Source organism: Neisseria animaloris (assembly GCF_900637855.1).
GTDB lineage: Bacteria > Pseudomonadota > Gammaproteobacteria > Burkholderiales > Neisseriaceae > Neisseria > Neisseria animaloris.
The window spans coordinates 1,213,650-1,228,013 of record NZ_LR134440.1 but is presented as its reverse complement, the minus strand read 5'-3'; the positions used below and the strand labels follow the sequence as shown (position 1 = coordinate 1,228,013).

The following is a 14,364-nucleotide window of genomic DNA, read 5'->3' as shown; positions in this document are numbered from 1 at the left end:
TGGTAAAGAGGCCGTCTGAAGAGGTTTTTCAGACGGCCTTTCGAATGCACAGTTAGTTGGAGAGTTTCTTGATCCTGTTTCTTGACCTAAATAAAAAAAGGGTTTTAAATCAATGAAAAAGGCCGTTCATTTTTGAGGAGAGAAACATGCGTAATTCCAAAGTGGCTGTATGGTTATTCTCATTATTTTTGGCTTACCCCGCCGCATCTTCCGGGCTGACCAAAACCTTGCCGGGCGATATCACGCTGGGGCAGGCGCAGGCGGTGGTTCAGGCGGCATTGAAGAAAGCCGAAACCATGAAAGTGCCGATGAATATTGCCGTTGTAGATGCAGGCGGCAATCTGAAAGCGTTTGCTCGCATGGATGATGCGTTTTTGGGCAGCATAGACATCGCCGAACGCAAAGCGCGTACCGCACGTTATTTCAATATGTCCACCCGCGACTTGGGCAAAGCGTCGCAGCCGGGGCAGCCGCTGTTCGGTATCGAATCGACCAACGGCGGGTTGGTGATTTTCGGCGGCGGCGAACTGCTCACTGATAGAAAAGGCACGATTATCGGCGGTATCGGCGTGAGCGGGGGCACGGTGGAAGAAGATGAAAGTGTGGCCAAAGCCGGTGCCAAAGCGTTACTTGGCCGTTGGTAAATGGCGATAACGGTAGAGGCCGTCTGAAAAATTTTTTTCAGACGGCCTCTTGTTTGATGCTTACCGTAAATGATGATTACGATTCGGCACTTATGGCTGTGAAAATGAGGTTTTTATACAAGGCGGCGAGCCGCAGACAGTACAGATAGTACGGAATTGATTTTGTTGCCGCTTCAGCGGCTTACAAAATCGTTCTCTTTGAGCTAAGGCGAGCCAACGCAGTATAAAAGATTCAGTTTCACAGCTATACGATTTCTCCGCGAAGAGAGAAGGTGTAGGCCTCGGTAATCTTCAAATCCACCATTTCATTAATCAGGCGCGGATTGCCGGTGAAGTTCACTACGCGGTTGTTGGCGGTGCGTGCTTGCAGTTGGTCGGGGTCTTTTTTGGAAATACCTTCCACCAAGCAGCGTTGTATTGTGCCGAGCATGCTTTGGTTGATGCGGGCGGTTTCGGCTTCGATTACTTCGTTCAAAGCCTCCAAACGGCGCACTTTTTCTTCATGCGGCGTGTCGTCGGGCAGGTTGGCGGCCGGTGTGCCGGGGCGCGGGCTGTAAATGAAGACAAAGCTCAAATCGAAGGCAACATCTTTTACCAGTTTCAGCGTTTGCTCGAATTCGCGTTCGGTTTCGCCGGGGAAGCCGACAATAAAGTCGGAGCTTAAGCACAAATCGGGGCGGATGGCGCGCAGTTTGCGGATGATGGATTTATATTCCAGTGCGGTATAGCCGCGTTTCATCGCGCTCAACACGCGGTCGGAACCGCTTTGCACCGGCAGGTGCAGATGCGATACCAGCTTGGGCAGGTCGCGGTAGCATTCGATAATCGCATCGGAAAACTCGCGCGGGTGGCTGGTGGTGAAACGCATACGCTCGATGCCGGGGATTTCATGCACGATACGTAGCAAGGTGGCGAAGTCGCAAATGCCGCCGTCGTCCATCGCACCGCGGTAGGCGTTCACGTTTTGCCCCAGCAGGTTGATTTCTTTCACGCCTTGCTGGGCGAGATTGGCGATTTCGGTGAGTACGTCATTCAACGGGCGCGAAAACTCTTCGCCGCGGGTGTAGGGCACCACGCAGAAGCTGCAATATTTCGAGCAGCCTTCCATAATCGATACGAACGCGCTGCCGCCTTCCACGCGGGCGGGGGGCAGATGGTCGAATTTTTCGATTTCGGGGAAGGAAATATCCACTTGCGAGAGGCCGGTGGTTTCTTTATCCACAATCATCTGCGGCAGGCGGTGCAGGGTTTGCGGGCCGAACACCACGTCTACATAAGGCGCGCGTTTCACAATCGCTTCGCCTTCCTGAGAAGCCACACAGCCGCCCACCCCTATGATTAAATTAGGGTTTTTGGCTTTTAAAGGTTTGATGCGGCCTAAGTCGGAAAACACTTTTTCCTGCGCTTTTTCGCGCACGGAGCAGGTGTTGAACAGAATGATGTCGGCTTCTTCGGCCTCGCTGACTTGCACCAGCTCGTCGCCTTCGGCAAGCACCGACAGCATTTTTTCGCTGTCATACTCGTTCATTTGACAGCCGAAGGTGCGGATAAATACTTTTTTCATGTTGTAAGGATAAAGGGATTATTGTTGGTTGGCAGCGGCACGGCGTTTAACGGCTTCTTTTTCGCCTTCGGTCAGTATCCAGATTTCGTTGATACTGCCTTCGGCATTCCGCCGTATGGCAACAGTTTTACCGGTTTGTGCAGTGAGTTTGCCGCGCACGATAAAGCGGTTTCGTTCATCTCTGATACGTAGATCGGGAGTGATGTTGAAGGCGGAAACGTTGTTGTCGAGCCAGCCCAAAGTGAGGATTTTCAACCATGGAACACCGCCGTTGCTCAACACCACCTGCGGATAGGCCACTTGTTTTAAGACGGCCACATTCATGTCTTCAGGGATGGCACGTTGTGCCCAAGTTAAGGAAGAGCATAATAAAATCAAAAGGGTAAAAAGTTTTCTCATAATCGTTTTTCTTGTATCTGAGTGAGTAGGAAGACGGCGGATTATAGCACAGCACGGTTTTAAACGGTGAAGGGGATGTTGTTTTTAATAGGATTTTTATCTCTGGAGTATTACAGAGGCCGTCTGAAAGATTTTTCAGACGGCCTTATTGTTTAACCGGCTTGGGTAAGAATCATCTGATCCATACGCTTAACTGAAACTGCCGCGTAATCCATTTGATACGCGGCATCGTTGTAAATAAACGAAGTTCGGCAGCGCCGGCAATTTCATCGTTTATTTCAAAGTTTTTTTGGGAAGTCTTTATAGTATTCAGTTTGTGTGCGGGCAGGGTGTGCAGGCCGCCTGCCCGCTGTTCGAGTCATTCATAAAATGTTGTTATTTCTTGGTGCCGCCGAATGCAGTATTGAATTTATGGTTCTTACCGAAATCGGCTATACCGGCAATGGCTGCGCCACCGTTACCGAAGAAATGACCGTGGGTTTTGCCGTTTACGCTGTTATTCGCTTTGGCTGCACCGCTAAATGAGGCGGCTTTGGTATTGATGGCGGCGTTGTTGATGGCAATGCTTAAGCCGGGGCGGGCAATCGTGCCGTTGAGTTTTTTAGCGCCGAAGTCGGCGGTGAGGTTGCCTGTCAAGACTGCGGTACCTTGGCTTACATGGTTGTTGATGCCTTTAACCGCATAAGTGGCTTTGCCGCCGGTGGGCAGGTTGGTGGTTTTGCCGGTGCCGCTGTAGAACACCGTGTAGTTGGTGCCTGCGGTGTTGGCTTTCGCTCCGGAAGGCACGCTTGCCCAATCTCCGAAGTAAACGTCCAAATTACCTGCTTTTGCGTAAGAAAGGCGGCCTAAGTGGGAATGATCCGGCATTTTGGGGATATTGTCCCATACCACACCCTTCATGCGGTAAAGCTGGGCTACGGTTACACCGTTTTTGTCTTTGCCCAAGACGCTCTTGGCAAAAGTTTTTACAAAGAAGTTGTTTGCGGTTCTGTCGATCTTGGCAAATGATACGTGAGTATTGTTGGCAAGGCCTTTATTGGGATTTGAAGGTTTGGCATTTTGATCACGTACATAAATCGCGGCTTTCCCTGCATCTTTACCTTTGTCTTCGACTGTGGCGGCAATATGTTTGACTGCTTCACGTTGGTCGGATACAGATGTTGCTCCCGCGGGGTTGGATTTAAATCCGCCGGGCAGAGCCATGGCAGCCGAAGCGGCAAACATTGCGCCTAATGCCAAGATCAGTTGTGTTTGTTTCATAGTCAAACTCCTTAAAAATATTTGAACGATTAGATACTAGATACCTTTCCGCTTTGCTGCCTTTGTTTCGGGCTTTTTCGATGCTGTAATTGAGATAAACGGTATTTTATTTTGCTGAAAGGTGTAGTGATTATACCTTCTAAAAAATATTATGCAAATAAAAATCACTTTTATTACAGTTGGTTATGCTGAATTTATATTGTCTGTTTACCTTGTGCTTGGAATGGTTGACAGCTTGAAGGCAGGGTAAATCGGCCGGGTGTTTAAATGCCGGTTGTCTGTTTGGAGGGGATAGAGCCTTTAAAACTTTGAGGCCGTCTGAAAACGGTTTTCAGACGGCCTCAAAGTCCGGGCAAGCTGTTTAGAATTTGCCGCTGATGCCCACACGTATGCCCCTGCCGGGAGCGGGCAGGTAGGAACGGCTTAAGGGGTCGAGGTAGTAACGGTCGGTTAAGTTGGTACCCACCAGTTCGGCTGTGAAGTGCTTGCCGATTTTATAGCGCAGATAAGCATCCCATACTGCCGCGGGTTGCCAACGCATGTCGTTGTAGCTCGGTTTGTGGTCTGTACCCTTCAATTTATTGTAATCCTGCCAATAAGGCCGCCAAGCATCGTTACGGTTTTTGTAAACGCGGCTGTGATAATGCAGGCGTACACCGGTTTCGAGTTTGTTTTTGAAAAAGCGCCCGCCCAAATCGGCATCTACCGACCAGCGCGGCTGGATGGCGGTGGCCAGATACCCTGAATCGGTCAGACCGCCGTGGTTGCAGGAAGGTGCCCTCAACCATTCTCTTTTTTTGATGTAGTTGCCGATGGAGATACCGCTCAACCGGTCATCTGAAAGCTGCCAGGTCAAACCGAAAGAATCATCGCACATTTTGTTCTTTAAATTCCTCAATACGCCTATGCCGCCGAAGAAGCGTCCGGTGTCGAAGCGTGCCTGCAATTCCACACCGCTGCGGATGTGTTTGTCGAATTGTTCGAATTCGAGATTTTCATCACGGTCGATTACATTTTCGGTTTTATTGTGGAAATAGTTGATGCGGAAATCGGCTTGGCGCATTTTGGGGAACAGGCCGGTCAAATCGTGGATGTAGCCTACTTCCCAGTTTTTGGCGTGTTCGGGCTTCCAGCCGTAGCCCGCGCGGGCGAAGGTGCCGGCGGCAGTGGAAAATCCGTAAGTACCTTCGAAAATGCTGGGATAGCGCAGGCTTTCGGTGTAGCGCAGGTAGGCACGGGCTTTGTCGGTGAAGTGGACGGTGGCGGAAAAAGCGGGTGTCCAGCCGTTGCCGCTTTGCTTTCGGGCAAGTTTCCGTTCGGCATCGGTCATCGGGGTTTTATAAACAGAACCATCACCCCGGTATTTCCTTACCATGCGTGGGCTGGCAGGATCGGCGGGATTGTAGGCAGGATTGGGAACCCAAGCATGCAGATCGGGTATGCTGCCATTGGTTAGCGGGTTGTTTTTCATATTCAGACGGCCTGAGGTATCTTTCAGCCAAGCAAATTTCAGCGAATTGACCAAGGCTGCAATTTCAGGGTCGGAGTCGGCCATGGTATTCAGCGTGGGGCGGTCAAGCCAAGGCACGCCGTCTTCGATTTTTATTTTCTTAAATGCTTTTTCAAGTGCGGGGTTGTCATATCCATAGTCGCCGCCGTTGATGATTTTGGCGGCATGCAGGTAATCGGCATATTCTTTTTCGGTGGCAACGCGGGAAAAATCGTGCATTATGCCTCTGTTCATCAATAGCGGCAGGCCGTATTTGTCCAAGCCGGTTTTGAGCGGTTTGCTGTAATCCTGTATGGAAAAATTGGTGTAGCGTGCGCCGGCAGTGAGGCTCAGCCAGTGGAAGGGGTCGTATTTGAAATTGAAGCCCAAATTGTATTCGCGGCGTTTGCCGTTGCGGGGCACGCCCAATTCGTTGAGCTGGTAGTTTGGACGCAAGATGTTGTCGTCTCTTTCTTTCTGGTATTTGCCGCCGTCGGCCAACTCTTCTGAAAAATTATCCCTCGAAGAGAGCTTTTCGTTTTGAAAATCGCCCAGCAGTGTGAGTGCGAGCTTGTTATGTAGTTTCATTTGGTTGGAAAAGTGAAAACCGGTGCGTGTATTGTTGGCGTAATAGGCTTGGCCTTCGATGGTGTTGAAGCGGCCGTTGGTGTTTGGGGTGGTGAGGGTCGGAGGAGAGGGCGGTTTTACACCGGCTTCGATCAATTGACGGCGCACTTCGGGAGAGTGTTGCTGCCATGCGCGCCATTCTTCAAGAGCACGTTGGAATACATGGTCTTCATAAAGGGTATCGCCCGGAGAACCGCCTGCCGTGTTGGTTTTGGATTTGGTGCGCGTTGTCCACAAGGTGGCATGGAAATCTATCCAGCGGCTGCCTTCGGGTTTCCAGGTATAGTCGATGTTGTATGATTTTTGTTTGACTTTGGCATCGGGCCATTCGGCGATTTTGTTGAGTACTTTTGCATCCCAAGAAATCGGCCCGATAATGCGCGAGGGCATCACTTCGCCGAATACGGTATCGGTGTGGCGCAGGCCGAATTTCAGTGTTTGGCGGTTGGGCAGGCGGAAAGTGGTTTTGCCCAGCCATGATTTGGTTTCGAGCGAGGTGTTGCTTACTTCGCCGCCGGGGTGGTAAAACAGGCCGATTTTGGCGATATCGGGAGCACCCAGCATGTTTTTGCCACCGAAGAAATTCTCCCCCCGTGAGGCGGCATCCTCTTGCAGACGTTTGAGCTCGTCTAAGGTTTCCTGTGTCCACGGCCCGATGTAGCCGTAGCGTTGCGCGCCTTTTTTGCCGGAAAAATAATTGCCTTTATTGCGGTAGGCATAGGCAATTACGGCATCGAAGTTTTCCTGTTTGGTGGCGGCTGCAATGCGGTAGGCTTTGTCTTCAAAAAATTTGTTGCGCCCGCCGAAGCGTTGGTCGACGCGGTCGGTATCGTCTAAAAGAGCGCGCCAAATGCCGCCGGTGGAAACTTCAGGATAGGGTAGGGTACGGTAATCCACCGATTTTTCGTAGGCGTTTTGCCGCGGTTTGATGGAATTGGAGGAAGTTTCGGCTTTGATTTCAAGTCCGTATTTCTGGCCTTCCGGCACGATGTCGTCGGCATCGATGGTTTTGAGGGCAACAGAACCGCCTATGCCGCTTTTGGCATCACGGCTGAAAGAAGGGCCTTTTTCAACGTAAACGCTGCTGATGATATTGGGGTCGACATAGTTGCGGTTGTTGGTTCCCGCATAGCCGCGCCATACGGTAATGGCCTGCTCGGTACCGTCTATGGTTACCGGCACCCTCCCCTGTCCTTGTACCCCGCGGATATTGGGGTCGAGTGCGCCGCTGTTGCGGGCATCGCCGCTGTATACGCCTACCAATCCGCTGAAGAGGTCGGATACGGTATTGCCTTTGAAGGTTTCTACTTCTTGTTTGCCTTTGTAGAGGTTGACTACTTCGCGGGTGTAAACGCGGTTGCGTCCTTTTTCGTCTTTAGAAGTCCGCGAACCTTTTACTTCGACAGTGCCCAGCGTTGCTTCCTGTACCGGTTGGTTTTCTTCTTCTGCCGCCCGCACATAGGGGGTATACCATAAAACGCTCAAACAAATCACTATGGTTTTTAAAGGGTATTTTGTCATGGGGACTCCTGTTGTTCTCTTATTCTCGATATGTTTTGGCTGAAAATAAAAAATAGGAATATTTTTTTATAAATAATTACATTTGATTCTTATTATCATTTGTAGAGTGGTTTTTATATATTTTGTTTCCAAAGCGGGGATTTTTTACAAATGAAAAATTTATTTTTTAAAACAATAGCATATAAATCAATTTTAATATCAGATTGAGAATTCCTCCTATTAGGAGCAGGAGTGGTTTGAGGTCGTGTGTGAGGCTGAAATGTTTCGCTAATGAGGATTTGGAAAAGGTTTCAAATTTCGGTAGGCAAAGGGTAGTGAGGCCGTCTGAAAAGGTAAGGCATGGCTCTGAACATCTGGCTTAAGACGGCTGTGGTGGATTTTGTTTATTTTCAGGCAGTGCATTTCAGTTACAGATGCCGATTGTTTGAATGCACAGTTCGGCGTATGCTTCGCCGCATACTTACAATATTGGGAATGATTCCATGCCGCACACACTTCCTTTAAACCCGCCCGCATTTGCCCGCTTGCCGGAAGCGTTTTACGGCCGCGTCCGCACCGAACCGTTGGGCGAGCCGTATTGGGTGGCGCAAAATCATGTTTTGGCGGGAGAAATGGGCTTGAGGCCGTCTGAAATTTTCGATAACCCCGACAACTTGCTTTATCTGGCGGGCAGTGCCGAACAATACGACCCTGCACCGATTGCCACAGTGTATAGCGGCCACCAGTTCGGCGTGTATGTGCGCCAGCTGGGAGACGGTCGCGCGGTGTTGATCGGCGGTTCGGCAGGTTCAGACGGCCTTTTGTGGGAATGGCAGCTTAAAGGCGCAGGCAAAACGCCTTATTCGCGCTTTGCCGACGGCCGTGCCGTGCTGCGCTCCAGCATCCGCGAATATCTTTGCTCCGAAGCCATGCACGGCTTGGGCATTCCGACCACGCGCGCGCTGGCGATTACGGGCAGCAATGATACCGTTTACCGCGAAGAAGCCGAAACGGCGGCGGTGGTTACGCGCATTGCGCCGAGTTTTATCCGTTTCGGCCATTTTGAATATATGTATCACACCGGCCAACATCACAACCTGCCCGTGTTGGCGGATTTTCTGATTGACCGCCATTTTCCCGAATGCCGCGAAGCCGACCAGCCTTATCTGGCCTTGTTTCAAACCGTTTCCTGCCGCACCGCCGAGTTGGTGGCCGCGTGGCAGAGCGTCGGCTTTTGCCACGGCGTGTTGAACACCGACAATATGTCGGCTTTGGGGCTGACCATCGACTACGGCCCGTTCGGTTTTCTCGATGCTTACGACCGCCGCCATGTCTGCAACCATTCCGACACGAGCGGCCGCTATGCCTACAACGAGCAGCCGTATGTGGTGCATTGGAACTTGTCGCGCTTTGCCTCGTGCCTACTGCCGCTGGTGTCGCAAGACGATTTGGTGGCAGAGTTGGAACGCTTCCCCGATATTTTTCAGACGGCCTATCTGCAAAAAATGCGGGCGAAACTCGGCCTGCAAACCGAAGACAAAAGCGACGACGAGCTGATTACCGATATGTTTACCGCCCTGCAAAGCCGCAAAGTCGATTTCACGATGTTTTTCCGATATTTGAGCGAAGTGGGCAATGTCCACGGCGAACCGCTGCCCGAAAAGCTGTTGGCACTGTTCAACGGCCCCACCGAAGCGTTTACGGCGTGGATAGGCCGTTACCGCGGCAGGCTGCGGGCGGAAAACAGCAACCCCGCCGAACGCGCCGAGCGGATGAATGCCGTTAACCCGCTGTATGTGTTGCGAAACTATTTGCTGGAGCAGGCCATACAGTTGGCAAAAAGCGGCGACTTCCGCGAAATCGACCGCCTGCACCGATGTATGCGGAATCCGTTTGTCGAGCGCAAAGAGTTTGCCGACTTTGCCGAACTGCCGCCGCAATGGGCGGAAAGCATCTGCGTGAGCTGTTCGAGTTGAAATGAGGCCGTCTGAAAACCTCTTGGCAGACATGGTTTTTCAGACGGCCTAATCTTTCCTTATGGTCAATCAACCCAACCTTTACGACAGGCTCCTTATATGAATGAGGTTTGATTGACTCTATTGCTGCCCTGACCGCTGTCGGGCAGATTGTGTCAAACCGCAAGGAAAAAGAAATGTTGGTTATCGTATTGAGTTGCATGCTGCTGGGCGCAGTTGCCGGTTTTTTGGCCGGGCTGTTCGGCATCGGCGGCGGACTGGTGATCGTGCCGGTGCTGTTTTACCTGCTGCCGCAGGCAGGCGTGGCCGACAATTTGGCGTTGCCGATTGCGCTGGGCACGTCTTTTTCCACCATCGTGATCACGGCTTTTTCCGCCAGCCACCGGCATTACCGTTTCGGCAACATCAATTGGCAGGCCGCAAAATACCTTGCACCTGCGCTGATTGTTGCGGTATTTGTTTCCGGCTTGCTGGCAGGCAGCCTGCCCAAAGCGGTGGTGTCGAAAATTTTTGCCTGTTTGGTGATTTATCTGGCACTGAAAATGCTATTGTCGCTGAAGCCGAGCCCGAAAACAGACGGCAAGCCGCTCTCTTCGAGGGTTTTGGTTGTCGGCGGCTTCGTTATCGGTGCTTTGTCGGGCATGGGCGGCATTTCCGGCGGCGCGTTTGTGGTGCCTTTTCTGAACGGCCGCGGCATGGAAATCAAAAAAGCCATCGGCACGGCTTCATTGTGCGGCGGCCTGCTGGCGGTATCGGCGACTTTGAGCTTTGTTATCGGCGGCTGGCATGTGCCGAATCTTCCCGCATATTCTTTCGGATATGTTTATCTGCCTGCGCTGGCGGGCATTGTGTCAACCTCGTTTTTTACTTCCAAATTGGGCGCGAACGCCGCCAACGTTTTGCCGGTGATGGTGTTGAAACGCGCTTTTGCCGTTTTTCTGCTGTTGATCGCTTTGAATATGTTGCTGAAGTAGCAAGGATGCCGAGAGGCCGTCTGAAAAAACTTTTATTGGAAGGTTTTCAGACGGCCTTTTGCTTTGGGCTGCCGATAATGATGAATTCCACCGCTTGGGCTATAATCCGCATTTTATCAGGCCGATGCCCTACCGAAGGGTTCAGGCCGTCTGAAAAGAATGCTTCCTTATGGCACAACACCCCATCCGCATCTTAGGCATAGACCCCGGCAGCCGCGTTACCGGCTTCGGCGTGATTGATGTGCGCGGGCGCGAGCATTTTTATGTGTCGTCCGGCTGCATCAAAACTCCGCCGGATGCGCCGCTGGCCGAGCGAATTGCGGTGATTGTGAAGCATATTGATGAAATCATCACTCTTTACCAACCGCAGCAAACCGCTATCGAGCAGGTGTTTGTGAATGTGAACCCCGCATCCACACTGATGCTCGGGCAGGCGCGCGGGGCGGCAATGGCGGCTTTGGTGATGCGTAACCTGCCTGTGTTCGAATACACCGCCCTGCAAGTGAAGCAGGCTGTGGTGGGGAAGGGCAAGGCGGCAAAAGAGCAGGTGCAGCATATGGTGGTGCAGATGTTGGGCTTGTCGGGCACTCCGCAGGCCGATGCCGCCGACGGTTTAGCCGTCGCCTTAACCCACGCTTTGCGCAACCACAGCCTTGCCGCACAATTGCAACAGGGCGGTTTGCAAATCAAGCGCGGGCGGTTTCAGCTTTGAGCCGCTCCGGTTTTACGTTGGAAGAAGCAGCCGAAAGCCTTTGGCAAGCGGCATTTACTGCAGATTTCCGCATACTGGGCCTGTTGCGTTTTGCATCCCGTCAATCCCCGACGTTGCTGTAAAGATGCCTACCAGCACATCGGCCGTTTCTGAAAATTCTGCCCTTTTATCCGCTATAATGCCCCGTTCCCTAATCGAGGCCGTCTGAACGGGCTGTCATGAAATTTGCTTTTTTTATCCTTTATCTGATCCAACTGCTGCCATTCCGTGCGGTTCAGAAGCTGGCCGATTTTATCGGTTGGCTGGCCTATTACGCCGTGGTGCCGCGCCGTCGTGTCGGTACGGTAAATCTTCAAAAATGTTTTCCAGAATGGAGCGAAGCACAACGCCAAGCCGTGCTGAAACGCCATTTCCAACATATGGCCAAGCTCATGCTCGAATACGGCCTGTATTGGTATGCTTCGGCAGACCGCCTGCGCAGCTTGGTGCGCTATCAGGATAAGCACCATCTCGACAATGCTTTGGCTGCCGATGAAAAAGTGATTTTGCTGTATCCGCATTTCACCGCTTTTGAAATGGCGGTCTACACGCTCAATCAAGACGTGCCTTTGGTCAGCATGTATTCCAATCAGAAAAATGAAACGTTGGACGGGCAAATACTCAAAGGCCGCCACCGCTATAACAATGTATTTCTGATCGGCCGCACGGAAGGGTTGCGGGCGATTATCAAACAGCTTAAAAAAAGCAGTGCACCGTTTCTTTATCTCCCCGACCAAGATTTCGGGCGGGCCGATTCGATTTTTGTAAACTTTTTCGGTATTCCCACCGCCACCATTGTCGGATTGAGCCGTATCGCCGCGCTTACCGGAGCCAAAGTGATTCCCGCCATTCCCACCCGCGAAGCAGACGGCACGGTTACGCTGCAGTTTTATCCGGCATGGGAAAACTTTCCCAGCGAAAGCACCGAAGCCGATACCCAACGCATGAACGACTTTATCGAAGCGCGGGTGCGCGAACACCCCGAACAGTATTTCTGGTTGCACAAACGTTTTAAAACCCGCCCCGAAGGTGAGGCAGGGTTTTATTAACGGCTTCTTTTATTTTGAATGTATGCAAGAGAAACCGGATTTTCAGATTGTCTGAAATTTAATTTCATTAAACTACATTTAATTATTTAAATTACTATTTCCATCGGTTTTATATGTAGTTCTCGTTAAAAAAATATAAAATAAATTTTCTTAAAATTCAATTTATTACTATTTTATCATTATCGTAAAAACAAAATCTCCATTTCATTTCACTGATAATAAATGCCGAAAAATCAGTGTAAATTAGCTAAAAAGCCTGCTTTCTTTTTTAAATACTTTTAAAAATTTCAAAAAACGCTACCTTTCGGTTTTAATGAGAACATCTATATAAATCAAAAACTTTGTTTCGAGGGCTTGGCAAGCTGAAAAAAAGAAGGTACATTCCGACTACACCGAATTACACGAATCTGATGTATGCCGGTCATCCAAAAATCAAGCGAGAACAAAGGAGTAGAGATAAATGGCAAATTACCAAAACGAGATTAAAGTTGCAGATGAACTGAAACAGAAAAACGGCAACGGCTGGCACAATATCACACCGGAATACGTAGCCCGCATGCGTCTGCAAAACCGCTTCAAAACAGGCTTGGATATCGCCCGATATACCGCAGCCATCATGCGTAAAGACATGGCCGAATACGATGCCGACCACGGCAAATACACCCAATCTTTGGGCTGCTGGCACGGCTTCGTTGCACAACAAAAATTAATTTCCATTAAAAAACACCAAAAAACCACCGACAAACGCTATTTATATCTCTCCGGCTGGATGGTTGCCGGTTTGCGTTCCAAATTCGGCCCCCTGCCCGACCAATCTATGCACGAAAAAACTTCCGTGCCCGAATTGATCGAAGAAATCTACACCTTCCTGCGCCAAGCCGATGCCCGCGAGCTGGATTTGCTGTTTACCGCGCTGGATGAAGCCAACAAAGCCGGTGATTCTGCCAAAGCCAAAGAAATCCAAAACCAAATCGACAACTACGAAACCCACGTTGTGCCGATTATTGCCGACATCGATGCCGGTTTCGGCAACGCCGAAGCCACTTACCTGTTGGCGAAAAAACTGATTGAAGCCGGTGCCTGCTGTATCCAAATCGAAAACCAAGTGTCCGACGAGAAACAATGCGGCCACCAAGACGGCAAAGTGACCGTTCCGCATACCGACTTCTTGGCGAAAATCAATGCCGTGCGCTACGCATTCTTGGAGCTGGGCGTTGACGACGGCGTAATCGTTGCCCGTACCGACTCTTTGGGTGCCGGCCTGACCAAACAAATCGCTTTCTCTTCCGAAAAAGGCGATTTGGGCGACCAATACAACAGCTTCTTGGACGGCGAAGAAATCACCGACCTGAGCCAAGTGAAACCCGGCGACGTGATCGTGAACACCAACGGCAAAACCATCAAGCCGACCCGCTTGGCCAGCAACCTGTTCCAATTTCGTAAAGGCACCGGCATCGACCGCGTGGTATTGGACTGCATTACCTCTCTGCAAAACGGTGCCGATCTGCTGTGGATCGAAACCGAAAAACCGCACGTCGGCCAAATCAAAGAGATGATGGACAAAATCCGTGCCGTGATTCCGAACGCAAAGCTGGTATACAACAACAGCCCGTCGTTCAACTGGACGCTGAACTTCCGCCAACAAGTGTTCGACGCTTGGCAAGAAGCCGGTAAAGACGTATCTACATACGACCGTGCCAAACTGATGAGCGCCGATTACGATAACTCTGAATTGGCTAAAGAAGCCGACGAGAAAATCCGCACTTTCCAACGTGATGCTTCACGCGAAGCCGGTATTTTCCACCATCTCATCACCCTGCCGACTTACCACACCGTCGCATTGTCAACCGACACTTTGGCAAAAGGCTATTTCGCCGACGAAGGTATGCTGGCTTATGTGAAGAACGTTCAACGTCAAGAAATCCGCAACGGCATCGCATGTGTGAAACACCAAAACATGGCCGGTTCGGATATTGGCGATAACCACAAAGAATACTTTGCCGGTGAAGCTGCACTCAAAGCAGGCGGCAAAGACAACACCATGAACCAATTCTCGTAAGAGAATGTTTCAGACGGCCTTATTTACCTTCGGAGGCCGTCTGAAACACCTCCTTTGTCTGCATAGAGTTGA

10 protein-coding genes are annotated in these 14,364 nt (G+C 50.8%); 6 read left to right on the top strand and 4 right to left on the bottom strand.

All coding sequences use genetic code 11. The annotated features are described in order from the left end of the window. Window positions 1-146: 146 nt before the first annotated feature. Window positions 147-644 (top strand): GlcG/HbpS family heme-binding protein, encoded by a 498-nt coding sequence (locus EL216_RS05700; RefSeq protein WP_085389186.1) that lies wholly within the window; start codon window positions 147-149, stop codon window positions 642-644. Between the two features lie 244 nt (window positions 645-888). Here the strand turns inward: EL216_RS05700 and miaB are convergent, their stop codons facing one another. The 4 genes from miaB to EL216_RS05680 form a co-directional block, all read right to left on the bottom strand. After that, on the bottom strand, window positions 889-2,208 hold the full coding sequence (gene miaB, locus EL216_RS05695) for a tRNA (N6-isopentenyl adenosine(37)-C2)-methylthiotransferase MiaB (protein ID WP_085359763.1): 1,320 nt from the start codon (window positions 2,206-2,208) through the stop codon (window positions 889-891). Between the two features lie 18 nt (window positions 2,209-2,226). After that, entirely contained in the window at window positions 2,227-2,607 is a 381-nt protein-coding gene (locus tag EL216_RS05690) for a hypothetical protein (RefSeq protein ID WP_085389187.1), read from the bottom strand. 375 nt (window positions 2,608-2,982) lie between these two features. After that, complete coding sequence (locus EL216_RS05685) at window positions 2,983-3,867, bottom strand: Slam-dependent surface lipoprotein (protein WP_085389188.1); 885 nt, start codon at window positions 3,865-3,867, stop codon at window positions 2,983-2,985. Window positions 3,868-4,228: 361 nt separating this feature from the next. Continuing rightward, window positions 4,229-7,504, bottom strand: a complete 3,276-nt coding sequence (locus EL216_RS05680) for a TonB-dependent receptor domain-containing protein (protein ID WP_085389189.1) — start codon at window positions 7,502-7,504, stop codon at window positions 4,229-4,231. 482 nt (window positions 7,505-7,986) lie between these two features. On the opposite strand from EL216_RS05680, the gene EL216_RS05675 reads away from it, so the two are divergent. The 5 genes from EL216_RS05675 (at window position 7,987) to EL216_RS05655 (ending at window position 14,292) form a co-directional block, all read left to right on the top strand. Next, on the top strand, window positions 7,987-9,459 hold the full coding sequence (locus tag EL216_RS05675) for a protein adenylyltransferase SelO (RefSeq protein WP_085389561.1): 1,473 nt from the start codon (window positions 7,987-7,989) through the stop codon (window positions 9,457-9,459). A gap of 176 nt (window positions 9,460-9,635) precedes the next feature. Beyond that, window positions 9,636-10,433, top strand: a complete 798-nt coding sequence (locus tag EL216_RS05670; RefSeq protein ID WP_085389562.1) for a sulfite exporter TauE/SafE family protein — start codon at window positions 9,636-9,638, stop codon at window positions 10,431-10,433. Window positions 10,434-10,602: 169 nt separating this feature from the next. Further along, on the top strand, window positions 10,603-11,145 hold the full coding sequence (gene ruvC / locus EL216_RS05665) for a crossover junction endodeoxyribonuclease RuvC (RefSeq protein WP_085389190.1): 543 nt from the start codon (window positions 10,603-10,605) through the stop codon (window positions 11,143-11,145). A gap of 218 nt (window positions 11,146-11,363) precedes the next feature. Then, window positions 11,364-12,233, top strand: coding sequence for a lipid A biosynthesis lauroyl acyltransferase (locus tag EL216_RS05660; RefSeq protein ID WP_085389191.1), 870 nt, complete (start codon window positions 11,364-11,366; stop codon window positions 12,231-12,233). A gap of 460 nt (window positions 12,234-12,693) precedes the next feature. After that, the gene (locus EL216_RS05655; protein WP_085389192.1) at window positions 12,694-14,292 is read left to right on the top strand and encodes an isocitrate lyase; all 1,599 of its coding nucleotides are present in this window, start codon (window positions 12,694-12,696) and stop codon (window positions 14,290-14,292) included. Window positions 14,293-14,364 lie beyond the last annotated feature (72 nt).